Annotated in this window: 23 protein-coding genes; 19 read left to right on the plus strand and 4 right to left on the minus strand. The window is 68.6% G+C overall.

Annotated features, from left to right (window positions below):
* The first annotated feature begins 16 nt into the window (after positions 1–16).
* The 10 genes from UA74_RS07130 (at position 17) to atpD (ending at position 10,563) form a co-directional block, all read left to right on the plus strand.
* Positions 17–1,300 carry a serine hydroxymethyltransferase gene (locus UA74_RS07130; RefSeq protein WP_075764069.1) on the plus strand — a complete coding sequence of 428 codons (1,284 nt, stop codon included), beginning with the start codon at positions 17–19 and terminating at the stop codon, positions 1,298–1,300.
* 17 nt (positions 1,301–1,317) lie between these two features.
* Positions 1,318–2,484 carry a glycosyltransferase family 4 protein gene (locus tag UA74_RS07135; RefSeq protein ID WP_075739573.1) on the plus strand — a complete coding sequence of 389 codons (1,167 nt, stop codon included), beginning with the start codon at positions 1,318–1,320 and terminating at the stop codon, positions 2,482–2,484.
* Positions 2,485–3,055: 571 nt separating this feature from the next.
* Entirely contained in the window at positions 3,056–3,544 is a 489-nt protein-coding gene (locus UA74_RS07140) for a hypothetical protein (protein WP_075739574.1), read from the plus strand.
* Between the two features lie 310 nt (positions 3,545–3,854).
* Entirely contained in the window at positions 3,855–4,658 is an 804-nt protein-coding gene (gene atpB / locus UA74_RS07145; protein ID WP_083682994.1) for a F0F1 ATP synthase subunit A, read from the plus strand.
* Positions 4,659–4,739: 81 nt separating this feature from the next.
* On the plus strand, positions 4,740–5,015 hold the full coding sequence (atpE, locus tag UA74_RS07150) for an ATP synthase F0 subunit C (RefSeq protein WP_245856601.1): 276 nt from the start codon (positions 4,740–4,742) through the stop codon (positions 5,013–5,015).
* A 29-nt stretch (positions 5,016–5,044) separates the two neighbouring features.
* A complete protein-coding gene (locus tag UA74_RS07155; RefSeq protein WP_232237661.1) occupies positions 5,045–5,587 on the plus strand; it encodes a F0F1 ATP synthase subunit B in 543 nt (180 codons plus the stop codon).
* 55 nt (positions 5,588–5,642) lie between these two features.
* Positions 5,643–6,470 carry a F0F1 ATP synthase subunit delta gene (locus tag UA74_RS07160; RefSeq protein ID WP_075739577.1) on the plus strand — a complete coding sequence of 276 codons (828 nt, stop codon included), beginning with the start codon at positions 5,643–5,645 and terminating at the stop codon, positions 6,468–6,470.
* Between the two features lie 70 nt (positions 6,471–6,540).
* Positions 6,541–8,190 (plus strand): F0F1 ATP synthase subunit alpha, encoded by a 1,650-nt coding sequence (atpA, locus tag UA74_RS07165; protein ID WP_075739578.1) that lies wholly within the window; start codon positions 6,541–6,543, stop codon positions 8,188–8,190.
* Between the two features lie 11 nt (positions 8,191–8,201).
* The gene (locus UA74_RS07170) at positions 8,202–9,140 is read left to right on the plus strand and encodes a F0F1 ATP synthase subunit gamma (protein WP_075739579.1); all 939 of its coding nucleotides are present in this window, start codon (positions 8,202–8,204) and stop codon (positions 9,138–9,140) included.
* Position 9,141: 1 nt separating this feature from the next.
* A complete protein-coding gene (gene atpD / locus UA74_RS07175; protein WP_075739580.1) occupies positions 9,142–10,563 on the plus strand; it encodes a F0F1 ATP synthase subunit beta in 1,422 nt (473 codons plus the stop codon).
* 80 nt (positions 10,564–10,643) lie between these two features.
* On the opposite strand, the gene UA74_RS07180 is transcribed toward atpD, so the two are convergent.
* Positions 10,644–12,047, minus strand: a complete 1,404-nt coding sequence (locus tag UA74_RS07180; RefSeq protein ID WP_075764071.1) for a hypothetical protein — start codon at positions 12,045–12,047, stop codon at positions 10,644–10,646.
* Positions 12,044–12,610 carry a SigE family RNA polymerase sigma factor gene (locus UA74_RS07185; RefSeq protein WP_075739582.1) on the minus strand — a complete coding sequence of 189 codons (567 nt, stop codon included), beginning with the start codon at positions 12,608–12,610 and terminating at the stop codon, positions 12,044–12,046. The genes UA74_RS07180 and UA74_RS07185 overlap by 4 nt, the downstream gene beginning before the upstream one ends.
* A 114-nt stretch (positions 12,611–12,724) precedes the next feature.
* On the opposite strand from UA74_RS07185, the gene UA74_RS07190 reads away from it, so the two are divergent.
* Both UA74_RS07190 and UA74_RS07195 read left to right on the plus strand, forming a co-directional pair.
* On the plus strand, positions 12,725–13,090 hold the full coding sequence (locus UA74_RS07190) for a F0F1 ATP synthase subunit epsilon (protein ID WP_075766007.1): 366 nt from the start codon (positions 12,725–12,727) through the stop codon (positions 13,088–13,090).
* 30 nt (positions 13,091–13,120) lie between these two features.
* On the plus strand, positions 13,121–13,555 hold the full coding sequence (locus UA74_RS07195) for a DUF2550 domain-containing protein (RefSeq protein ID WP_232237662.1): 435 nt from the start codon (positions 13,121–13,123) through the stop codon (positions 13,553–13,555).
* Positions 13,556–14,273: 718 nt separating this feature from the next.
* On the opposite strand, the gene UA74_RS07205 is transcribed toward UA74_RS07195, so the two are convergent.
* On the minus strand, positions 14,274–14,849 hold the full coding sequence (locus UA74_RS07205) for a cob(I)yrinic acid a,c-diamide adenosyltransferase (protein ID WP_075739584.1): 576 nt from the start codon (positions 14,847–14,849) through the stop codon (positions 14,274–14,276).
* A 61-nt stretch (positions 14,850–14,910) separates the two neighbouring features.
* Here UA74_RS07205 and murA point away from each other — a divergent pair, with 61 nt between their 5' ends.
* From murA to ehuA, 5 genes are all read left to right on the plus strand, one after another.
* Positions 14,911–16,179 carry a UDP-N-acetylglucosamine 1-carboxyvinyltransferase gene (murA, locus tag UA74_RS07210; protein ID WP_075739585.1) on the plus strand — a complete coding sequence of 423 codons (1,269 nt, stop codon included), beginning with the start codon at positions 14,911–14,913 and terminating at the stop codon, positions 16,177–16,179.
* 798 nt (positions 16,180–16,977) lie between these two features.
* Entirely contained in the window at positions 16,978–17,895 is a 918-nt protein-coding gene (gene ehuB, locus UA74_RS07215) for an ectoine/hydroxyectoine ABC transporter substrate-binding protein EhuB (RefSeq protein WP_075743509.1), read from the plus strand.
* 18 nt (positions 17,896–17,913) lie between these two features.
* Positions 17,914–18,612, plus strand: coding sequence for an ectoine/hydroxyectoine ABC transporter permease subunit EhuC (gene ehuC, locus UA74_RS07220; RefSeq protein WP_198042950.1), 699 nt, complete (start codon positions 17,914–17,916; stop codon positions 18,610–18,612).
* Entirely contained in the window at positions 18,609–19,274 is a 666-nt protein-coding gene (gene ehuD, locus UA74_RS07225; RefSeq protein WP_075739587.1) for an ectoine/hydroxyectoine ABC transporter permease subunit EhuD, read from the plus strand. The genes ehuC and ehuD overlap by 4 nt, the downstream gene beginning before the upstream one ends.
* Positions 19,275–19,306: 32 nt before the next feature.
* Positions 19,307–20,122 (plus strand): ectoine/hydroxyectoine ABC transporter ATP-binding protein EhuA, encoded by an 816-nt coding sequence (gene ehuA, locus UA74_RS07230; protein ID WP_075743510.1) that lies wholly within the window; start codon positions 19,307–19,309, stop codon positions 20,120–20,122.
* 189 nt (positions 20,123–20,311) lie between these two features.
* Here ehuA and UA74_RS07235 read toward each other — a convergent pair whose 3' ends face one another.
* Entirely contained in the window at positions 20,312–20,902 is a 591-nt protein-coding gene (locus UA74_RS07235) for an NUDIX domain-containing protein (protein WP_083682996.1), read from the minus strand.
* Positions 20,903–21,056: 154 nt separating this feature from the next.
* On the opposite strand from UA74_RS07235, the gene UA74_RS07240 reads away from it, so the two are divergent.
* Together UA74_RS07240 and nucS are read left to right on the plus strand one after the other, a co-directional pair.
* Positions 21,057–22,346 carry a S8 family peptidase gene (locus UA74_RS07240; protein WP_232237663.1) on the plus strand — a complete coding sequence of 430 codons (1,290 nt, stop codon included), beginning with the start codon at positions 21,057–21,059 and terminating at the stop codon, positions 22,344–22,346.
* 79 nt (positions 22,347–22,425) lie between these two features.
* A complete protein-coding gene (gene nucS, locus UA74_RS07245; RefSeq protein ID WP_075739589.1) occupies positions 22,426–23,085 on the plus strand; it encodes an endonuclease NucS in 660 nt (219 codons plus the stop codon).
* Positions 23,086–23,098 lie beyond the last annotated feature (13 nt).

A 23,098-nucleotide genomic window follows, 5' to 3' on the forward strand; every position in this document is an offset into this window, starting at 1 on the left:
CGAGGAGCAAGCAGAAGTGAGCACGCCGTTCTGGGGCCCGGACTTCGGTGCCCTCCAGTCATCCGATCCGGAGATCGCCGACGTCGTCCTGGGTGAGTTGGGCCGGCTGCGCGGCGGCCTCCAGCTCATCGCCAGTGAGAACCTGACCAGTCCGGCCGTGCTGGCCGCACTGGGTTCGACACTGTCGAACAAGTACGCGGAGGGCTACCCCGGTCGTCGTTACTACGGCGGCTGCGCGGAGGTCGACAAGGCCGAGCTGATCGGCATCGAGCGCGCGAAGGAGCTCTTCGGCGCCGAGCACGTCAACATGCAGCCGCACTCCGGTGCCAGCGCGAACATCGCCGCCTACGCGGCCTTCGCCAAGCCGGGCGACACCATCCTCGCGATGGACCTCAAGCAGGGCGGGCACCTGACGCACGGCTCGAAGGTCAACTTCTCGGGCAAGTGGTTCAACCCGGTCTCCTACAGCGTCCGCAAGGACACCGAGCTGATCGACTACGACCAGGTCCGCGACCTGGCGAGGGAGCATCAGCCGAAGATCATCATCGCGGGCGCCACCGCGTACGCCCGGCTGATCGACTTCGCCGCGTTCCGGGAGATCGCCGACGAGGTCGGCGCCATCCTGATGGTCGACGCGGCGCACTTCATCGGACTGGTGGCAGGCAAGGCGATCCCGTCGCCCGTGCCCTACGCCGACGTCGTCACCTTCAGCACGCACAAGGTCCTGCGGGGACCGCGCGGCGGCATGATCCTCAGCCGCGAGGAGCACGCGAAGGCCATCGACAAGGCCATCTTCCCGTTCAACCAGGGCGGGCCGCTGATGCACTCCATCGCAGGCAAGGCGGTGGCGCTCAAGGAGGCGGCCACCCCGGAGTTCGAGGCCTACGCCGCGCAGGTCGTCACCAACGCGGGCGCGCTGGCCAAGTCGTTGGAGGCCGAGGGCATGCGGGCCGTCTCCGGCGGCACCGACACCCACCTGGCCCTGATCGACCTCCGAGGGCTCGGCGTGACCGGCGCCCAGGCCGAACAGCGGGCCGACGCCGCGAACATCACCCTGAACAAGAACGCCATTCCGTACGACCCCGAGAAGCCGATGACCGCCTCCGGCATCCGGGTCGGCTCCCCGTCGGTCACCACCCAGGGCATGGTCGAGGCCGACATGGCCCAGATCGGCTCGCTGATCGCCCGCGCGATGCGGGCCGAGCCCGGCACGCAGGCGGGAGACGCCGAGCTGGCCGAGGTCGCCTCCGCCGTCGGTGAACTCGTCGCCGCCCACCCCGCCTACCCGCGCCCCGCCTGAGCTGACAAGGAAGTTCCGTGGGCGTTCCGTCCGCTTTCGTCCCAGTGGGACTGCCTGTTCGGGAATACCTGCTGGTCTGCCTGACGGCGGCGGCGGTGACCTTCCTGATCACCGGGGTGATCCGGCTCTTCGCCATCAAGGTCGGCGCGGTCGCCCATCCTCGGCAACGTGACGTGCACGTCAAGCCGATGCCGAGGATGGGCGGGATCGCCATCTTCATCGGCGTTCTCGCCGGGATGCTGCTCGCCTTCCGGCTGCCGGTGCTCAGCCGAGCGTTCGAGTACTCCAACGACATCATCGCGGTGATCGTCGCGGGTGCGGTGATCGTGATGATCGGCGGACTCGACGACCGTTTCGAACTCGACTCGCTGACGAAACTCGCAGGCCAGGTCACCGCGGCGGGGATTCTGGTGCTCTACGGTGTCCAGTGGTTCTTCTTCTGGGTGCCCTGGGGCGGGGTCGACGGCGGCGTCGGATCGCTGCTCTCGCTCAGCGACAACCAGGGCGGCGTCCTGACCGTCCTGCTCGCGGTGGCGATGATCAACGCGATGAACTTCGTCGACGGCCTCGACGGGCTCGCGGCGGGGATCGGCCTGATCTCCGCCCTGGCGATCTGGGCCTTCTCGATGACCCTGCTCGAGGATGTCGTGGCCTATCCGCCCGCGTTGATCGCCGCGACGCTGGCGGGCGGGTGTCTCGGGTTCCTGCCCTACAACTTCCAGCCCGCGAAGCTGTTCATGGGCGACTCCGGGTCGATGCTGATCGGCCTGATGCTGGTGGCGGCCAGCACGACGGCCTCGGGACGGATCGACTACTCCCGGTACGGCGGCTCCGACGCGCTGGCGCTGCTCTCGCCGCTGGTGGTGGTGGCGGCGGTGCTCTTCCTGCCGATGCTCGACCTCATCATGGCCGTGGTCCGGCGGACTCGACGCGGCCAGAGTCCGTTCAGCGCCGACAAGATGCACCTGCATCATCGGCTGCTGGAGATCGGTCACTCGCAGCGGCGCGCGGTGCTGCTCATCTACTTGTGGGCAGGCGTGCTGGCCTTCGGCGCCGTGGCGTTGACCCTGTTCGAACCCGTCGTGGTCGGCTGGGGCATGGGCGCGGCGCTGATCATCGTGGTCATCACCTCGGCGATCCCGAGGCTGCGGGCTCGGCGTCGGGATCGGGCTCAGCCGAGCTGAGCGAGGCGTGTGGCGCGTCCGGCCGGGACGCGCCCAGGCGGGGATCGGGCCCGATCCGGCGGCGGCCGGTCGGGCCACGCCTGGTCGCGGGAATCCCGGCCGGTGCACCTGCGGGTAGCCCGGTCGACGGCGCACCGCACCGGGTCTCGTTCGGGCGCAGGCGGCCGTCCGAGAACCGCTCGGCTGCCTATCCGCCCGGCCGTCGGTCGACGCCCGTGTGATGCTCCGGCGGGTGACGCGGGCGAGTCGATGTTCGACAAGAGTTCGCCGAATGTTCCACTCCGCGCCGGACTCGGCGGGCGAGTCACGTCGTCGGAGTCGTCCCCTCGACACAGGCAGCCGCGCGGCGGCCCGACGCAAGGTTGATGGAGTCGGCGCTGGTCAGCGCCGACTCGCCGCCGAAGGGCGTGTTCAGTGACGACGACCGGAATCCGCCATTCCCGAGCGCCCGCCACGTCGTCGGCGTCGGGCGGGTGATGCCGAAGCCGGGCCGCTCCCGGCCGCCGGTGGTGTGGGCCGGTGGGCGTATTGGGCACAATGGGTGAATGACCGCACGAAAGAGGAGTCCCCGGTGACCGCTGTCTCCACGACGGAAGCGCTGCGCTCGGCCCTGCGGCAGGCCTCGTTCGCGGCGCTGATCCTCGCCCTGCCCGCAGTGGGCATCGGCTGGTTGGTCGCCGACCTGTCGGGTGTCTGGGGCGCGGTGCTGGGTGTCGCGATAGCCGCAGGCTTCCTGCTGGTCACGCTGGTGGCCACCCTCGCGACCGCCAATGCCTCCCCGGTGGCCATGGCCGCCGCCGTCCTCGGTTCCTGGGGCGGCAAGATGGTGGTCCTCTTCGTGGTGCTCTTCCTGATCCGTGACCAGGACTTCTACTCGCGGGGCGTGCTGTTCGCCGTCCTCGTGGTGACGGTGGTCGGCATCCTCGCCGTGCAGACGCGGGCGTTGCTCCGAGCGAAGACCCTGTATGTCGATCCGAACCCATCGAGTGCCGCAAAGGCCACCGAAGGTGACGAAATGGATGTGACCGGCGTCTCGCCAATGGGTGACAGGAGCGCCTGACCACGGAGGTTAGGTGAGCGTGATGACCCTGGTGTTCGAGGTTCTGACCGGCGATTGGTAGTGTTCGCCTCAGGATGAGATCGAACGGACATTCTCCCCAAATGGGTGAGGGCACCTGTTCGGTCTGTCACCTACGTCCGTATCGCAGCCGCGATGTCCGGATCACGCAGGTTCACTGTGGACACGCTCCAGGCCGACACTTCGTAACTCTGCTTGAGCATGGCCCCGGTGTGCCCCATCATCGACGTCCGTTTCGGCCGGGCTGGATCGACAGCCGGCTCCGACCAGGGAGACCACACTGAACGCGCAAGTGTTGGCCGCCACGCTGGCCGCAGGCGGAGCGCCCGAGTTCCACGCGCCGGGCCTGGAGGAGTTCTACCCCGCTGCGGTCCTGTTCGAAGGCACCATCTTCGAGATCAACCGCATCATGCTGATCCGCCTGCTCGTGGTGCTGGCGTTGTCGTTGTTCTTCATCTTCGCGCTGCGTCGCACCAGGCTGGTGCCGCGTGGCCTGCAGAACTTCGCCGAGTGGTGCCTGGACTTCGTCCGGTTGCAGATCGCCGAGGAGATCCTCGGCAAGGTCCAGGGACGCCGGTTCCTTCCGGTGCTGATGATCTTGTTCTTCGGCATCGTCGGGATGAACATCACCGGAGTCATCCCGTTCCTCAACATCGGCGCCACCAGTCTCATCGGCTTCCCACTGGTGATGGCCCTCTTCGTCTGGGTGGTCTTCATCGTCGCGGGCATCAAGGCCCAGGGCGGCGGAGCGTTCCTGAAGAACACCGTGATGCCGCCGGGGGTCCCCGGGTGGATGGCGCCGATCATGATCCCGATCGAGTTCGCCTCGGCCTTCGTGGTCCGGCCGTTCTCGCTCACGGTGCGACTCCTGGCGAACATGCTCGCCGGTCACATCATCCTGGTGCTGTTCTTCTCAGCCACCCATTTTTTGTTCTTCGAGGCGGGCTCCGCCTTGATCGCGCCTGCTGGCCTGCTCACCCTGACCATGGGTTTCGCATTCACCCTCTTTGAGATCATGGTCGCCGTCCTGCAGGCCTACATCTTCACTCTGCTCGCCGCGGTCTACATCGATCTCTCGCAGCACGCCGAGCACTAAGAGCGGGCAGCGTCAGAGCGGAGTCAGGAACGACCTCTCGGCAGGACTGTCGAGGGGCCAAAGGAAAGGGAAGACAGGAAAGTGGACATCCTCGCGCAGTCGGTCGACATCCTCGCCCAGACGACCGAAGGTCAGGCCGGCATCACCGGAAACATCGCGACCATCGGCTACGGCCTCGCGACGCTCGGCCCGGCCCTCGGTATCGGCATCCTGGTCGGGAAGACCGTCGAGAGCATGGCCCGTCAGCCCGAGATCGCGGGCCAGCTGCGTACCACCATGATCCTCGGTATCGCCTTCGTCGAGCTGCTCGGCCTGCTCGGCCTGGTCGCGGGCATCCTCTTCGGCGGCCTCGGCTGAGCCGACACTCAACGAGTTAGGTGACCAACGTGGCTATTGACGCAGTGTTGGCGGAGGCACAGAACCCGCTCCTGCCTGCCTCGTACGACATCATCTGGTCCCTGGTCTGCTTCGTCATCATCGCCTTCCTCTTCTGGAAGTTCGTGATGCCCCGCTTCGGCGCCCTGCTCGACGAGCGTTCGGCGAAGATCGAAGGCGGCATCGCCAAGGCGGAGGCCGCGCAGGCCGAGGCCGCGGAGCTGCTGGAGCAGTACAAGGCCCAGCTCGCCGAGGCGCGTTCCGAGGCGGCCCGGATTCGGGACGACGCTCGGGCCGAGGGCGAGCAGATCGTCGAGGAGATGCGGCAGCGTGCTCAGGAGGAGTCCGCGCGCATCCTCGCGCAGGGTCAGCTTCAGCTCGACGCGCAGCGGGCGCAGATCGTCACGGAGCTCCGGGGCGATCTGGGGCGCATCGCGGTCGACCTGGCCGGACGAGTGGTCGGCGAGTCCCTGGAGGACGAGGCCCGGCAGCGGGGGACCGTGGACCGGTTCCTCGACGAGCTGGACTCCGTGTCGGCGCCGGCCAAGTCGTGAACGAATGCCGTGAACAGCGCACGGGCCAGCCAGAGATGAGGACGGTGAGATTGCGGTGACCATACTCAACGCCGCGAGTCGAGACGCCTTCGCCGAAGCCGAGCGACGGCTGTTCGCCGAACTCGACGGCGCGACCGCCGAGGCGGCGGCCGGGCTGGGCGAGGACCTGAGCGCGGTGGCTCGCCTGCTCGGCCGCGAGGCCGGACTGCGGCGGGCCGTGGCGGACGCCTCCGCCGAGTCCGCCACCCGCGAGGGCCTCATCCGGGCAGTGCTCGGCGAGAAGGTCGGCGAGCGGTCGTTCGCGGTGCTGGCCGCTGCGGTCGGCGCTCGCTGGTCCAGCCCGCGTGAGCTGGTCCACGGCATCGTGCTGCTCGGCCGGACCGCGTTGCTGATCAGCGCGGAGAAGAACGGACGCCTCGACGCGGTGGAGGACGAGCTGTTCCGGCTCGGTCGCATCGTGGCGAGCAGGTCCGATCTCGAACAGCTGCTCGCCGATCCGGCTGGGAACGTCGGCGGCAAGACCGCGCTGGTGCGCGGTCTGCTGGCCGACAAGGTCGAGTCGGTGACCCTGGCGCTGGTGGAAGACCTGTTGCACCGCCTGCGCGGCGGTGACGTGGTCGAGGAGATCGACGAGCTCGCCGGTGCGGCTGCCGCCCGGCGAGAGCGCTCGGTCGCCCACGTACGGACTGCCGTGCCCCTCACCGAGGCGCAGCAGACCAGGCTGATCGCGACGCTGAGCCGAATCTATGCACGTCAGGTGGCTTTGCACCTGGAGGTGGACCCGACGGTGGGCGGTGGACTGCTGATCCGAGTCGGCGACGAGGTGATCGACGGCACCGCCGCAGGGCGGCTGGCCGCGCTCGGTCGTCGGCTCGCGGGCTGACCACGACGCCTCGATCACGACCCACCGCAAACCCGACAATGCCTGAGAACGAAGCGAGAGCAGGAACGACATGGCGGAGCTGACGATCTCGTCGGACGAGATCCGCAGTGCGATCGAGAAGTACGTCTCCAGCTACTCCCCGGAGGTCAACCGGGAAGAGGTCGGCGTCGTCGTCGACACCAGCGATGGCATCGCCCATGTCGAGGGCCTGCCCTCGGCGATGACCAACGAGCTGCTGGAGTTCCCCGGCGGCGTGCTCGGCGTGGCGCTGAACCTGGAGGCCAGGGAGATCGGCGCGGTCATCCTCGGTGACTACGACACCATCGAGGAAGGCCAGGAGGTCAAGCGGACCGGACAGGTGCTGTCCGTGCCCGTGGGCGACAACTTCCTCGGCCGGGTGATCGACCCGCTGGGTGCGCCCATCGACGGACTCGGCGAGATCGTCGCCGAGACCACCCGCCCGCTGGAGCTGCAGGCCGCCTCGGTCGTGCAGCGGCAGCCGGTCGGCGAGCCGATGCAGACCGGTATCAAGGCCATCGACGCGATCACCCCGATCGGTCGTGGCCAGCGACAGTTGATCATCGGCGACCGTAAGACCGGCAAGACCACGGTCTGCGTCGACACGATCATCAACCAGAAGGCCAACTGGGCGACCGGCGACCCGACGCAGCAGGTGCGCTGCATCTACGTCGCGATCGGGCAGAAGGGCTCCACCATCGCGGGCGTCAAGGCCGCGCTGGAGGAGGCGGGCGCGCTAGAGTACACCACCATCGTCGCCGCCCCGGCATCGGACTCGGCGGGCTTCAAGTGGATCGCCCCGTACGTCGGCTCGGCCCTCGGCCAGCACTGGATGTACCAGGGCAAGCACGTCCTGATCGTGTTCGACGACCTGACCAAGCAGGCGGAGGCCTACCGCGCCATCTCGCTGCTGCTGCGTCGCCCGCCGGGCCGTGAGGCCTACCCCGGTGACGTGTTCTACCTGCACTCGCGGCTGCTGGAGCGGTGCGCGAAGCTCTCCGACGAGCTCGGCGCAGGCTCGATGACCGGTCTGCCGATCATCGAGACCAAGGCCAACGACGTGTCGGCCTACATCCCGACCAACGTCATCTCCATCACCGACGGTCAGGTCTTCCTCGAGTCCGACCTGTTCAACGCCGGTCAGCGTCCCGCCATCAACGTGGGTGTCTCGGTCTCCCGAGTCGGCGGCGCCGCGCAGACCAAGGCGATGAAGACGGTCGTCGGAACGCTGCGGATCGACCTGTCGCAGTTCCGCGAGCTGGAGGCGTTCTCGGCCTTCGCCTCCGACCTGGACGCCTCCTCCAAGGCACAGCTCGACCGAGGCTCCCGCCTCATGGAGCTGCTGCGGCAGGACGCCTACTCCCCGGTGCCGGTGGCGGAGCAGATCGTCTCGATCTACGCGGGTACCAAGGGTTACCTGGACTCGGTGCCGATCGCGGACGTGCGTCGCTTCGAGTCGGAGCTGCACGACTTCCTCCGTCGCAAGCACGAGGGCATCCTGGGCGAGATCGTCGAGACCAAGAAGCTCTCCTCGGACAACGAGGAGCGGCTCACGGCGGCGATCAACGAGTTCAAGGAGCAGTTCACCGCCTCCGACGGCTCGTCGGTCGTGGTGCGCGAGGCCGAGGCCGAGGCGATGGAAGCCGAGAACGTCGGTCAGGAGTCCGTGAAGGTTCACCGACCGGCTCCGGCCAAGAAGTGACGTGGTGACGGATGGCTGCCCAGATACGTGAGCTGCGTCAGCGGATTCGCTCGACGCAGGCGATGAGGAAGATCACCAAGGCGCAGGAGCTGATCGCCACTTCACGGATCAGCAAGGCCCAGGCGAGAGTCCAGGCGGCCCGTCCCTACTCCGACGAGATCACCAGCGTGTTGTCCGCCCTCGCGGGGGCCGCGACGCTCGACCACCCGATGCTGGTCGAGCGCAAGCAGCCCAAGCGCGCGGGCGTGCTGGTGGTCACCAGCGATCGGGGTCTGTGCGGCGGGTACAACGCCAACGTGATCCGGGCGGCGGAGGAGCTGCAGTCTCTGCTCCGGGAACAGGGCAAGACCCCGGTGCTCTACGTGGTCGGCCGCAAGGGGCTGAAGTACTTCAGCTTCCGGGGCCGTGAGGTCGCCGACTCGTGGACCGGCTTCTCCGAGCGTCCCGAGTACACGGACGCGGCCAAGGTCGGCAACACGCTGGTCGAGGCATTCTTGGCAGGCGCGGACGACGAGGACGACTCGGCGGGCTCCGACGGCGTCCTCGGCGTGGACGAGCTGCACATCGTCTACACCGAGTTCCGGTCGATGCTCACCCAGCGGCCGGTGGCCCACCGGCTGGCGCCGCTGGAGGTCGAGTACGTCGAGGAGGGCGAGACCTCGACCGCCCCGCCTCCCTCGTACGAGTTCGAGCCGGATGCCGAGACGCTGATGGACGCGCTGCTGCCGAAGTACATCAACACGCGGCTGTTCGCCGCGATGCTGGAGGCGGCGGCATCGGAGTCGGCATCACGCCGGACGGCGATGAAGGCGGCGACCGACAACGCCAACGAGCTGATCACAGCGTTGTCGACGCAGGCCAACCAGGCCCGCCAGGCCCAGATCACCCAGGAGATCAGCGAGATCGTCGGTGGCGTTGACGCGCTCGCCGCGGCAGGAAGTGATGAGTGAGATGACGGCTGCTACCGCTGTTGGCACCGGTCGCGTCGTCCGGGTGATCGGCCCGGTCGTCGACGTCGAGTTCCCCCGTGGCGAGGTGCCCGCCCTGTTCAACGCTCTGAAGGTGGAGATCACCTTCGAGCAGATGAAGAAGACCGTGACGCTCGAGGTCGCACAGCACCTCGGCGACAACATGGTTCGCACGATCTCGATGCAGCAGGCCGACGGTCTGGTCCGAGGCGCTCCGGTGCGCGACACCGGCGCGGCCATCTCGGTGCCGGTCGGCGACGCGGTCAAGGGTCACGTGTTCAACGCGCTCGGCGAGTGCCTGGACAAGCCCGGCCACGCCGACGACGTCGAGCGCTGGGGCATTCACCGCAAGCCCCCGGCATTCGACCAGCTCGAGGGCAAGACCGAGGTGCTGGTCACCGGCGTGAAGGTGATCGACCTGCTGACCCCGTACGTCAAGGGCGGTAAGATCGGCCTGTTCGGCGGTGCCGGTGTCGGCAAGACGGTGCTCATCCAGGAGATGATCACCCGTATCGCCCGCAACTTCGGCGGCACCTCGGTGTTCGCAGGCGTCGGCGAGCGGACCCGTGAGGGCACCGACCTCTTCCTCGAGATGGAGGAGATGGGCGTTCTCCCGGACACCGCGCTGGTGTTCGGTCAGATGGACGAGCCGCCCGGCACGCGTATGCGGGTCGCGCTGTCCGCGCTGACCATGGCCGAGTACTTCCGGGACGTCCAGAACCAGGACGTGCTGCTGTTCATCGACAACATCTTCCGGTTCACCCAGGCGGGTTCGGAGGTGTCCACCCTGCTGGGCCGGATGCCCTCGGCCGTGGGTTACCAGCCGACGCTGGCCGACGAGATGGGTGAACTCCAGGAGCGGATCACCTCGACGCGGGGTCGCTCGATCACCTCGATGCAGGCGATCTACGTGCCCGCGGACGACTACACCGACCCGGCCCCGGCGACGACCTTCGCCCACCTGGACGCGACCACGGAGCTGTCCCGGCCGATCTCGCAGAAGGGCATCTACCCGGCGGTCGACCCTCTGACGTCCTCCTCGCGGATTCTGGACCCTTCGGTGGTCGGCGACGAGCACTACCGGGTGGCCCAGGAGGTCAAGCGGATTCTGCAGAAGAACAAGGAGCTGCAGGACATCATCGCGATCCTCGGTCTCGACGAGCTGTCCGAGGAAGACCGCCTGACGGTGAACCGGGCGCGGCGCATCGAGCGGTTCCTGTCGCAGAACTTCTTCGTGGCGCAGAAGTTCACCGGCCAGGAGGGGTCCTTCGTCGACACGAAGGACACCATCGAGGCCTTCGACAAGATCGCCAAGGGCGAGTACGACCACGTTCCGGAGCAGGCCTTCCTCTCCATCGGTGGTCTGGAGGACCTGGAGCGCAGGCACCAGGAGCTCTCCAAGTAAGCCGCACAGCACGCGAGACGGGCCGGACTCCCAATGGGGGTCCGGCCCGTTCGTTCTGTCGGTGATGCCCGGCGGATGCGTCAGTCGTCGAGATCGACGACCACGCTGCCGCCGTCGGCGTCGCGTACCTCGACCTGGACGGCGGTGGGCGGCAGCAGCGCCGCACCCTGTTCGGCCCGGGCGTCCCGCCACTCGGCGTCGGGGCTGTCGCGGTAGCGCAGCTCCGACTCATGGTCGAACACCGCCCAGCCCTGGTCATCGGGCAACCGCAGGGCGACCGGCAGCGGCGACTCGACGTCGATCGGGCCGCCGTAGACGACTTCGTGCTCCGCTCCATCGACGATCACGGCGTAGAGGTGCGGTGCGGTGGGGCCATAGCTCACGTTGGTGATCAGCGCAGTTCGCCCGTCGGGCAGCGCCAATGCGGCCAGTTCGGAAAAGCTAGAAGTTAGGGGGGCGATCACGCCAGCCTCGGTGAGTGCACCGAAGAGGCGCCTACTCGGATTCCTGATCAGGGATCGATCGGCGATCTGGCCGACCTCGATAATCGCCTGCGGGCGACCGTCCTCGTCGGATGAGGTGCCCGCGAGCAGCGGGCCGGGATACGTGGTCTGGTGACCTATCGGCTCATCGTGGTCGCCACGACGGCCCTCGGGAAACATGGGTTGGACGGCCCTGCCTGCGGGCCCGCCGTCGAACATGCTGCCCTCCGGCGTCGGGGACAGATCAAGACCTTCTGGAGGGCTCGGTGAGTCCAGCTCCGCGATCCCGATGTGATCGTCGAGCGGGACCTCCCGCCAGTGGCGGGAGGGCAGGCCGGTGGCGGGGTCGATGTCGATGTGTTCCGACAGCGAGACATGTCCCCAGTCGGCATCGACGACGACGAGTACTCGCGAGTCTGGCCCGACGAAATTCGACAGGAGTCGCCCGCCGTCCGGGTTGGCGCTGAGCACTCGTGTCCGGCCCTGGGCATCCGGCCCCACCACGCCGCTGATCGCCTCCACGTCGTTTCTCGTGATGGCCTGCGTGATGACGGCGACCGGCCCCGCCGGGGTCTCGAAGGCGGCATGGACGTTCGGCTCACCGGTCAGCACGAGCCCGTCGGGGTACCGGAGCCAGGTGATCGCGTCCGCTGCCTGCTCCCGCCAGAGCGCCTCCGCCTCGGCGAGGAATGCCGCATCCTCGGCGAGATCGCCTCGGGGCTCGCCGGTCAGCCGTTCGGTGAGCACCGGCGATGGTTCGCCGAACCTCCCCTGGGCGGGAATGACCGGGTCGGCACCGTCCTCTTGCTCGCGCAGCCAGCCCGTCAGGGCCGTGCCCGCCGCCAGCACCACCGTGAGGGCCGTCGCCGCGCCGAAGATGGTCCGTCGCTTCCTCCTGCGTTCTCTGCCACGAGAGAGCACCCGGTGCGCGAGGCTCGGGTCGGCCTCGACGTCCGAGACGATCTCCTCCAGCCGTTCGGTGAGCCTGGTCGGTTCGGTCATCGGAATGCCCCCCTCAACGGTGTCGCTCGCAGTGATTCCGCGTCGTTCTCGTGCGGGTCGTTCTCTTCCCGGTCGTTCTCGGCGTAGACCCGCCGCAGCCTCGTCAACCCGAGCGAGGTCTGGCTCTTCACCGTTCCGACCGCGCAGCCCAGCGCACGGGCCGTCTCGGCCTCGGTGAGGTCCTCGAAATACCGCAGGACGATCACCGCACGCATCCTCGGCGGCAGCTCCCGCAGCGCCTGCAAGACCGCGTCTCGGTCGGACACCGTCTCGTCGGCCCCGGCGTGCTCGTCCTCATCGGCGCGTTCCGACAGGGGCACCTCCGCGACCCGTCGGGACAGCCGCCGCCAGCGGTTGGCGGCGGTGTTGGCCAGAGCCGCCCTGGCGTAGGCCTCCGGCGAGCCCGTGACCCGTGACCAGCGCACAAACATGCGTTCCAACACGTCCTGGAGGAGGTCCTCGGCGGCGCCCCGGTCACCGCCGCACAGCAGGTATGCCGTGCGTAACAGGGCGGTCGATCTGCTCCTGACGAAGTCCTCGAACTCCGCCTCGGGTCGTCTCACTCATCACTCCCTCGTTCGTTCAGTGAACGTCACAGGTAGAGACACCGGGAGGGGGGAGAAGGTTGGAAGTCCGTTGTCTAGACTGCGGGGAGGCAGCCGACGAAGGAGATGCGTGTGGCAGAGATGTCCGTCCAGCTTGTCGCGGTAGAGCGTCGTCTCTGGTCGGGTACGGCGAGCTTCGTCGTGGCCCAGACCATCGAGGGCGAGATCGGCATCCTGCCCAATCACGAACCGCTGCTGGCCCAGCTTGCCGAGGGCGGCCTGGTCCGCATCACCACCACCTCCGGCGACGTCCTCCGCGCCGCGGTGCACGGGGGCTTCCTGTCGGTCACCGGCGACGGGGTGAGCGTGCTCGCCGAGGACGCCGACCTGGCCGCCGAGGTGAACGTGGAGCAGGCTCGCGCCGATCTGGAGAGCGAGGACGCCGACATCCGGGGTCGAGCCAAGGCGAGGCTGCGGGCAGCCGGACAGGCAGCCTGAGCCCAGCGCGACGGGGACGGGGGCCGAGCCGTGTGGGTCGTCGAGGCCGTCGGAGTGGGCCTGTTCGCTGCCGCACTGGTACTGGGCTTACTCGTGCTCCGCAGAATCAGACTGCTGCGGCGCGCGGGCGGGATCGACGTGGCGTTGCGGACGCGCCTGGAGGACAGCCCTCGGGGCTGGCACCTCGGGGTGGGCCACTATCGCGGTGACGACTTCCTCTGGTTCCGGGTTCTGAGCCTGCGCTCCGGCCCGGACCAGGTGGTCCAGCGCACCGGCCTGGAGATCTCCAGCCGCCGGGCGCCCTCCGCGCCGGAGGCCTACGCGATGCCCGTCGGCTCGACGGTGCTGCGGTGTGCGGGCAACGAGCGCGAGATCGAACTGGCCATGACGCAGGACGCGTTGACCGGATTCCTGTCCTGGCTGGAGTCGGCGCCGCCCGGCCACAGCGTCCCCTGGGCTTCCTGACTGCCGAGCAGCGTCCCGCTCTTGACGTCTCCCGGCTGAGACTCGCCGCCTTCCGCCTCGCCTCGGTCCGAGGCCTGCGGTGCATCACCCCGGTATGGCGGCCTCTCCCGCCGCCTGATGCCGAGTGTCGACTCCCGCGACCCGGCACGTGTCCGACCACGGCCCCGTTCTCGTGTCTCCGATCATGTCGGGCAGCAAGCCGCGAATCAGCCGTCCGGTGTGATCCACCTTTTCGCCTGCATGGTCGACACTCACCACCGGCAGGCCGTGCACTCACCTGACGCCGCAGCCGCGTGCGCCGTCGGGCGTGGGCGTGCCGTCACCGAGTCGCTCCGAAGTCCGGTCAGCCGAGCAGTCGCCTCGGCACCCTTGCCCTCGCCGTGACCCCTGCCCGCGCCGTGCCGCCGCATCCCCGGGCCGACGGCACGGGCGAGAGGCAGTCCAGCGACACACCGTCTGACTCGCGCGGGACTGGATGAGGACGGCTGCCGTCGTCGTAGCCGCCTCTGGTGAGCCGGCTGTGCTGCCCGTCCGACCGACAGGTCCGAGACGGCTGCGGCTTTCGTGGTCGGACGCTCGTCGGGCACGGCCGGTGGCGACCGATGCGACACCGAACGAGACCACTGCGCCGACGCGCCTGCCGCTGGGGACGGGCATCGCCGCTGCCGGGCAGCCCGAGGTCCACCAGCAGGCGGATCGCATGGGCGCGGCGTCGCCGTTACTGGTCGCCGCCCGGCTTCCACTTCACGTCGCCGTCGGGGTTGGCCACCCGACAGAGGATGAACAGCAGGTCCGAGAGGCGGTTCAGGTACTTGGCGGTGAGGGCGTTGGTCTGCTCGGCCGCATCACTCGCGAGCAGTGCCCAGGTCGTGCGCTCCGCCCGCCGGGTCACGGTGCGGGCCACGTGCAGCAGGGCCGCCGCCGGGGTGCCGCCGGGCAGGATGAAGGAGTCGAGCTTGGGCAGGTCCGCGTTGAACTCGTCGCACCAGCCCTCCAGCCGATCGATGTAGGCCTGCGTGATCCGCAGCGGGGGATACTTCGGATCGGGCACGATCGGCGCGCAGAGGTCGGCTCCGACGTCGAACAGGTCGTTCTGGACCTGGCGGAGCACCGCCACCACCGACTCGCTCGGACTGCCCAGCGCCAACGCCACGCCGATGGCGGAGTTCGCCTCGTCGACGTCGGCGTAGGCGGCCAGCCGCACGTCGGTCTTGTGCACCTGGGAGGCATCGCCCAGGCGAGTCATACCGCCATCGCCCGTTCGCGTGTAGATCTTGGTCAGGTGCACCGACATGCGGGCAGCCTAGCGAACCCGTGGGGCGACGGCGAGGAGTCGACCTCTACCCTGCTTGTCTGTGAGCGAGCACTTCCAGGTCCGGGGCGGTGCCCGGCTAGTCGGCAGGGTCGACGTCGTCGGAGCCAAGAACAGCGTGTTGAAGCTGATGGCGGCTGCGCTGTTGGCCGAGGGCACCACGACCATCACCAACTGTCCCGAGATCCTGGACGTCCCCCTGATGGCGGATGTGCTCCGGGGGCTGGGCTGTGAGGTGTCCATCGAGGGCGACACGGTGTCCATCACCACCCCCGCCGAGCCGAGCCATCGAGCCGACTTCGCGTCGATGAGCAAGCTGCGGGCATCGGTGTGCGTCCTGGGGCCGCTGGTCGGGCGGTGCAGGCGTGCCGTGGTGGCGCTGCCGGGCGGGGACGCGATCGGATCGCGCCCGCTCGACATGCATCAGAACGGCCTGCGTCAGCTCGGCGCCACCAGCGAGATCGAGCACGGTTGTGTGGTGGCCGAGGCCGAGGGCCTGCACGGGGCGCAGATCTGGCTGGACTTCCCGAGCGTGGGCGCCACCGAGAACATCCTGATGGCTGCGGTGCTGGCCGACGGGACGACGGTGATCGACAACGCCGCCAGGGAACCGGACATCGTCGACCTCTGCCTGATGCTCCAGCAGATGGGCGCCAAGATCGAGGGTGCGGGCACCTCGACGCTGACCGTGCACGGCGTCAGTGCGTTGCAGCCCACCGAGCACCGGGTCATCGGCGACCGCATCGTGGGAGCGACCTGGGCCATCGCCGCCGTCGCCACCTGCGGTGACGTCGACGTGCACGGGGTGAACCCGCAGCATCTCGAACTGGTGCTGGACAAGCTGCGCACGGCGGGCGCCGAGGTGACGACCAGGACCGACGGCTTCCGGGTGGTCATGGCCACCCGGCCGCAGTCGGTGGACTTCGTGACGCTGCCCTATCCCGGCTTCCCCACCGACCTCCAGCCGATGGCCATCGTGTTGTCTGCGGTCTCCGAGGGCACCTCGATGATCACCGAGAACGTCTTCGAGGCCCGGTTCCGGTTCGTCGAAGAGATGGTCCGGCTCGGGGCAGACGCGCGGACCGACGGCCATCACGCGGTCGTGCGGGGCGTCGAACGCCTCTCCAGCGCTCCGGTATGGGCCTCGGACATCCGGGCCGGGGCAGGCCTGGTGCTCGCCGGACTGTGCGCCGACGGCGTCACCGAGGTCTGGGACGTCTTCCACATCGACCGGGGCTACCCGAGGTTCGTCGAGAACCTCGTCGCGCTGGGCGCCTCGGTGGAACGAGTGTCGGCCCCGCCGGAGCGCTGAGCCCGAGCGGAGCCGCTCGCGCCGTCGAAGTCAGCGGCAGCGACCCGACCGGGGCGCTGCCTGCTGCTGCGCTGCCCGCCCACGCCCGTCCACGCCCGGCCCCTTCGTCGTGCGGGGCCGGGCGTCGTGCGCTCTCTCGTGCTCTCCGCCTCCGGAGCGGCGGTCTGCCTTTTCGGCGCAGGCGTCGACGGCCGTGGTGCTGCGGCCGCAGAGCGTCCCGTTCGGCACGGCTCGAATCCGGTGTCCCCGATCATCCCTGGCCGCTCACTCGCTCGGGTGAGCCCGAAGCCACGCCTGCTCGGCGGTTCGCGCGCATTTCCGGGAAAAGGCGGTCTCGCGGTCCGGAACGTCCGTTTTTGTTGCGAACACGCAGTAGTCGGTTAATCACTCGACGGCGCAGCGTTGTCGACATTCCCGCCGATCTTTCCCGATCGTGTTAATACTGCTTTACGGCTGGTGAACGGCCTTCCTCGCACACTGCTCGGGGCGCCGGACGAAATCGTGAGGTCCGACACGGGGGCGAGCGCGCGGCCGATCGTGACCTAATAGTGACCCATATAGCACAGTGGTGGCGATCGTGTCAGGCAAACGGGTGAAATCGCTGGTAACCCACAGTTTGCGACTTGATCCGATGGCCGAATGACCGCCGTCACTTCCTATCTCGTTCGTATAACGCCACGCGTTACGGTCAGCGCCTACCTTTGACCGCACCAGGTGTCCCGCCTACGTTCGACACGCCGAGTCGCCGCAGCGTGACGACTCGCATCGTCCTGTCACCGAGTGGGGGAGCGGCCTTCCGTGCTAGCTGCGAACGTCACCCGACGAAACTTCATACGAGGTGCCACCGGCGGCCTTCTGGCGGTCGGGCTCGGCGTCGGCGTCGCCGGGTGCAGCTCGATCGACCTCTCCACTGCGGGCGGTGGTGGCGATCTGCTCGATCAGTTGCGTGATCGCGGCAACGTCCGGATGGGATTCGCCAACGAGACGCCCTTCGCCTACATCGATTCCGAGGGCGACCTGACCGGTCAGGCCGCCGAGGTCGGCAAGGAGATCTTCCGTCGACTCGGGGTCGACAGCTTCGTTCCGAAGCTCGCCGACTTCAGTTCGCTGATTCCCGGCCTCAACGCCGGGCTGTTCGACGTCATCTCCGCAGGCATGTACATCACGCCCGCCCGCTGTGAACAGATCTTGTTCACCAACCCCGACTACAACGCGCCTTACGCCTTCCTGGTCCCCGAGGGCAATCCCTTGGGCCTCACCACGCTGGAGGACGTCGTGGCCAATCCCGACGTCGTGCTCGGCGTGATCGTCGGCGGCGTGGAGGAGTCGGTCGCCACCGGCGTGGGCGTCCCCTCGGATCAGATCGTGGTCTTCCCCGATCAGGTCTCCGGCATCGACGGCGTCGCCGCCGGGCGGGCCGACGCCTTCCTTCTCTCCACCCTCTCGTTGCGCTCGGCGTTGGGCGGCAGACCCGACTCCGGGCTGGAGCTGTCCGAGCCGCCCTTCATTCCGACGGTCGACGGCGTCGACCAGAACGGTGCGGGCGGGTTCGGCTTCCGGCTGGGCGAGGCGAACATCGTCGAGTCCTTCAACAGTGAGCTGGCGACCCTCAAGAGCGAGGGTCTGCTCCTGCCGATCGTGGAGCCCTTCGGCTTCACCGAGGACGAGATGACGGACCTGACCGCCGAAGAACTGTGCCAGGCACCGTTGGCCTGACCGGAAGGAGTTGCCCCGTTGTCTCCGGGACTCTGGCAATACATGATCGAGGGGCTGGTGGTCACCCTCCAGCTCACGGTCTTCGGTGCCCTGCTCGGCCTCGTCTTCGCGTTCGCCGCCGGGCTCGCTCGGGTGAGCAGGAAGAAGTTCCTCCGCGCGCTGGGTTTCCTCTACACCGAGACCTTCCGCGGGATGTCGGCCCTGATCGTGTTGTTCTGGCTGATCTTCGTGATGCCTCGGTTCGGCTACCAGCTGGCACCGTTGTTCGCAGGCGTCCTCGCCCTGGCACTGAACATCGGCGCCTACGGCGCTGAGGTGGTGCGCGGTGCGATCCGCGCGATCCCGCAGAGCCAGCTCGAGGCCGCCACGGCCCTGAACTTCACCCCGTGGCAGCGGACCCGCAAGGTCGTGCTGCCGCAGGCGATCGTCGCGATGATCCCCGCCTTCAGCAACAACCTCATCGAACTGCTCAAGGCCAGCGCGCTGGTGTCGATCGTCTACCTCTCCGACCTGACCTTCGGCGCGCAGCTCGTCCGGGCCTCGACGCAGAACACCGCAGGCGTGTTCGGCGGCCTGCTGGTCGCCTACGGGGTCATCGCGTTGATCTTCACCGTGTTGATGCGCTTTCTGGAACGACGGGCCGCCGCATCGCTCGGCCGGACGGTTCCGCCCGGCATGATCGCCCGCATCTTCCGCAGGACGGAGGCCTCGGCATGACCGGATGGAACTGGGACGTGTTCTGGGACTCGGTCCCTGCCCTGTTGGACGGGCTCGTCGTGGCGTTGCAGGCGACGGTGCTCGGGTATCTGATCGCGCTCGTCCTCGGCCTCGGGTTCGCTCTGCTGCGACGCAGCACGAAGCTGTGGATCAGTGTTCCCGCGTCGATCGTCATCGAGTTCATCCGCTCCACCCCGTTGCTGGTGCAGCTCTTCTTCCTGTTCTACGTGCTGCCCGAGGTGGGCATCAGCTTCTCCACCCTGACGACCGCCGCGATCGGACTCGGCGTGCACTACGCCACGTACGTGTCGGAGGTCTACCGCTCGGGCATCGACGGCGTGCCCGTCGGCCAGTGGGAGGCGGCGCGAGCACTGAACCTGCCGGTCAGGCGGACCTGGACCAGCGTGATCCTGCCGCAGGCCCTGCCTCGGGCGATGCCTGCGCTGGCCAACTACGTGATCGCGATGTTCAAGGACACGCCGACGCTCGTCGCCATCACCGTGGTCGAGATGCTGACCGTGGCCCGTGCGATCGGCTCCGAGACGTTCCTCTACGCGGAGCCGATCACCATGGCCGGAATCCTCTACCTGGTGACCGCACTCGTGATGTCCTGGCTCGCCAGGATCCTGGAACGCCGATTCGGTCAGGTCCGAGCCGCGTGACCGGCGGAAAGAATGAGAAGGGGAGCAAGCCGATGACCGAGGCGACCAGCGCCGTGGCCGAGAAGGGCCCGAAGCAGGCCGACTTCATCCGGTTCGACGACATCAGCAAGCGCTTCGGCAAGAACGTGGTGCTCGACGACCTCTCGTTCTCCGTGGGAGCGGGCGAGCGGGTCACGCTGATCGGGCCGAGCGGATCGGGCAAGACGACGATCCTGCGGATGTTGATGACCCTGCTCAAGCCGGACAGCGGCACCATCAAGGTCGGCGAGGACTACCTCTTCCACGAGGAGCGCAACGGCAGCCTCGCCCCGGCGAGCGAGGCGCACATCCGCAAGGTGCGCGGCCGGATCACCATGGTGTTCCAGCAGTACAACCTGTTTCCGAACATGCGGGTGCTGCGCAACGTCACCGAGGCTCCGGTGCACGTCCTGGGCAAGTCCAAGGACGAGGCCGAGGAGCGGGCCAGGGAACTGCTGGACATGGTGGGGCTGGGCGACAAGGTCTCCGCCTACCCCTCGCAGCTCTCCGGCGGGCAGCAGCAGCGGGTGGCCATCGCCCGTGCGCTGGCGATGGACCCGGACATCCTGCTGCTGGACGAGGTCACCTCGGCGCTGGACCCGGAGCTGGCGGCCGAGGTGCTGGACGTGCTGCGTGACGTCGCCAGGTCCAGCGACATCACCATGCTGTGCGTGACGCACGCGATGAAGTTCGCCAGGGACGTCTCCAACCGCGTGCTGATGTTCGACGCGGGCCGGATCATCGAAGCGGCGCCGCCTGCCGAGATCTTCGACGAGCCCAAGCAGGAGCGGACCCAGAAGTTCCTCCAGTCGGTGCTCGCCGAGAGCTGATCAGACGACGGTCGACGGACCGATCGGATGCCGGGGAGAACACACTCTTCCCGGCGTCCGGCGTCCGGCGTCCGGCGTCCGGCGTCCGGCGTCCGGCGTCCGGCGTCCGGCGTCCGCTACCGCGTCGCGGCCTGCTGCCGCAGGCGTGCCGTGCCCGACCGCCGTGTTCTGACCGGTTGTCGGGACGGCTCACTCCGGTCGATCGGTGCGGCTCACCGGCAGCCCGTCGCTCGATGCGGGCATTACGCCTGCCCGCCGGTCGTGCAGCAGCAGCAGCGCGTACGCCGCGATCGATTGCGCATCGGTGATCAGCCCTTCGGCGATCATCTGTTCGAACTCCGTCCGGGTGAACCACCCGCCTCGCATGTCCTGTTCCTCGTGCTCGCGCTGCGCCTCGCCCTCGGTCAGCTCGGTCGCGAGATACACCCGCCCGCGCTGACTGGAGTGGCCCGGCGCCACGTCGAGCAGGCCGATCTCCACCATGCTGGCCGCGCGAAGCCCCGTCTCCTCCCGCAGCTCCCGCTCGGCGAGCACCGCCTGCTCCACCACTGCACGGTCCGGCGCCGTGCCCTGCGGGAACTCCCAGCGTCGGAGGCCGAGCGGATAGCGGAACTGCTCGACCAGGTGCAGCCGGTCCCCGTCCGCCGGGATGATCAACGCGTAGTTCGGCTTGTCCACGACGCCGTACGTGCCCGCCGAGCCGTCCTGTCGCCGGATCGCATCCTCGCGGACCGTCATCCACGGATTGGCGTACACCTGCCGGGAACTCACCGTCTCCATGCCGACAGATGATGCCGCACCCGGGAGTGGTTCCCCGGCGGGGTTTCCACGGGCGGGTGATCGATCGTCGCCATGGCGTGATGTTGCTGGTGGTCGCGATCGGCTGCCGGTACGCAGGAGGTGACGTGTTGATCAGCTCGGGAGGAGACGACAGATGGTGCACCACGATCGGCGGCGCTGGGCCGCCTGTGTGAGCGCGGTGACGGTCGGGCTGATGATCGGCACGGCGTCGGTCGGCACGGCGGCCCCGGACACTGGAGGCGGGGGGACGACGTCGGCGTCGGCGATCCCGACCGGGACGGGCGCAGCGGCCGAGGCAGGCGGGTCGGGCACCGGCCTCGACGAGGAGCGGGGCGGTATCCGCGCGGCGGCCAGCCCGACGGCGATCCGAGGCAGCTACCTGGTGGTGCTGCCCGACACGCTGGCGCCCGAATCGGTGCGCACCGCCGTCGACTCCCTGATCGCCGTCTACGGCGGGAAGCTGCGGCACACCTTCGAGCACTCCGTGCGCGGCTTCTCCGTCGAGCTCGACCAGGTCGCCGCCCGCCTGCTCGCCGCCGATCCGGCCGTCGCCTTCGTCGAACAGAACCAGACCGTCTCCCTCACCGACACCCAGCTCGACCCCACGTGGGGTCTCGACCGGATCGATCAGCGGGAGCTGCCGCTCGACCAGTCCTACACCTATGGCAACACGGCCCTCTCGGTGAACGCCTACGTGATCGACACCGGTGTCCAGCCGACGCACGTCGAGTTCGACGGCCGGGCCGTCGCCGCCTTCGACGCGATCGGCGACGGTCGGGACGGGGCGGACTGCAACGGCCACGGCACCCATGTGGCGGGCACGATCGGCGGCACCGAATACGGCGTCGCCAAGGAGGTCGCCATTCAGGGCGTGCGGGTCCTCGACTGCGGGGGCTCGGGCACCATCGAGGGCGTGCTCCAGGGCATCGAGTGGGTCACCGCGAACGCCGAGGCGCCCTCGGTGGCGAACATGAGCCTGGGCGGCGGCGTCTCGGAGGCGCTGGACGCGGCGGTCGCCGAGTCGATCGCCAGCGGCATCACCTACGTGGTCGCGGCGGGCAACGACAATGAGGACGCCTGCAACGCCTCGCCCGCGAGGACGCCTACCGCGCTGACCGTGGCCGCCTCCGACGACGCGGACGTCCGGGCGAGCTTCTCCAACCTCGGCGAGTGCGTCGACCTGTTCGCCCCCGGCGTGGACATCACCTCGGCGTGGATCGGCGCCGATGACGCGATCAACACGATCAACGGAACCTCGATGGCCTCGCCGCACGTCGCGGGCGCGGTGGCGCTCTATCTGGAGGCCGACCCGGACGCGACGCCGGGCGAGGTCGCCGCCGTGACCCTCTCGTGGACCACCAGCGACGTGATCACGGACGCGGGCGAGGGCACGCCGAACCGGCTGCTCTACACCGGCGGCTGACCAGCGCACGTCGGCTGGCGTCGCCGCCGTGTGACGGGGCGTCGGCCGACGAACGATCGCCTTCTCTACGCTGTGCCGCGTGCGTCTCGTCATCGCTCGCTGTCAGGTCGACTACGTCGGCAGGCTCACCGCCCATCTTCCGATGGCCAATCGGCTGCTTCTGATCAAGGCAGACGGGTCGGTGTCGGTGCACTCCGACGACCGGGCCTACAAGCCGCTCAACTGGATGAGTCCGCCCTGCTGGCTGATCGAGGACCCGGACATCTGGACCGTGCAGAACAAGGCGGGCGAGCGGGTCGTGATCACCATCGACGAGGTGCTGCACGACAGCAGGCACGAACTGGGCGTCGAACCGGGGCTGGTCAAGGACGGCGTGGAGGCCCACCTCCAGGAGTTGCTGGCCGAGCACGTCGCCACCCTGGGCGACGGCTGGACCCTGGTGCGTCGGGAGTTCCCGACGGCGATCGGTCCCGTCGACCTGATGTGCCGCGACGCGGGCGGCGCCTCGGTGGCCGTCGAGATCAAGCGGCGGGGCGAGATCGACGGCGTCGAACAGCTCACGCGCTACCTCGAACTGCTCAATCGCGACCCACTGCTCGCCCCGGTGCGGGGCATCTTCGCGGCGCAGCAGATCCGGCCACAGGCCAGGACGCTGGCCGAGGACCGAGGCATTCGTTGCGTCGTCCTGGACTACGACGCCCTGCGGGGCATCGAGCCGGACGAGTTCCGCCTCTTCTGACACCGGCCTTCTC

This window comes from Actinoalloteichus fjordicus (assembly GCF_001941625.1).
Classification (GTDB): domain Bacteria; phylum Actinomycetota; class Actinomycetes; order Mycobacteriales; family Pseudonocardiaceae; genus Actinoalloteichus_A; species Actinoalloteichus_A fjordicus.

Bases quoted from the DNA above. Each gene is read 5' to 3' on its own strand.
- ehuD (WP_075739587.1), top strand. From the start codon at position 18,609: ATGACCGGATGGAACTGGGACGTGTTCTGGGACTCGGTCCCTGCCCTG.
- ehuA (WP_075743510.1), top strand. From the start codon at position 19,307: ATGACCGAGGCGACCAGCGCCGTGGCCGAGAAGGGCCCGAAGCAGGCC.
- UA74_RS07205 (WP_075739584.1), bottom strand. From the start codon at position 14,849: ATGTCGGTGCACCTGACCAAGATCTACACGCGAACGGGCGATGGCGGT.
- atpA (WP_075739578.1), top strand. From the start codon at position 6,541: ATGGCGGAGCTGACGATCTCGTCGGACGAGATCCGCAGTGCGATCGAG.
- UA74_RS07240 (WP_232237663.1), top strand. From the start codon at position 21,057: ATGGTGCACCACGATCGGCGGCGCTGGGCCGCCTGTGTGAGCGCGGTG.
- UA74_RS07235 (WP_083682996.1), bottom strand. From the start codon at position 20,902: ATGGAGACGGTGAGTTCCCGGCAGGTGTACGCCAATCCGTGGATGACG.
- UA74_RS07170 (WP_075739579.1), top strand. From the start codon at position 8,202: ATGGCTGCCCAGATACGTGAGCTGCGTCAGCGGATTCGCTCGACGCAG.
- atpD (WP_075739580.1), top strand. From the start codon at position 9,142: ATGACGGCTGCTACCGCTGTTGGCACCGGTCGCGTCGTCCGGGTGATC.
- UA74_RS07180 (WP_075764071.1), bottom strand. From the start codon at position 12,047: ATGACCGAACCGACCAGGCTCACCGAACGGCTGGAGGAGATCGTCTCG.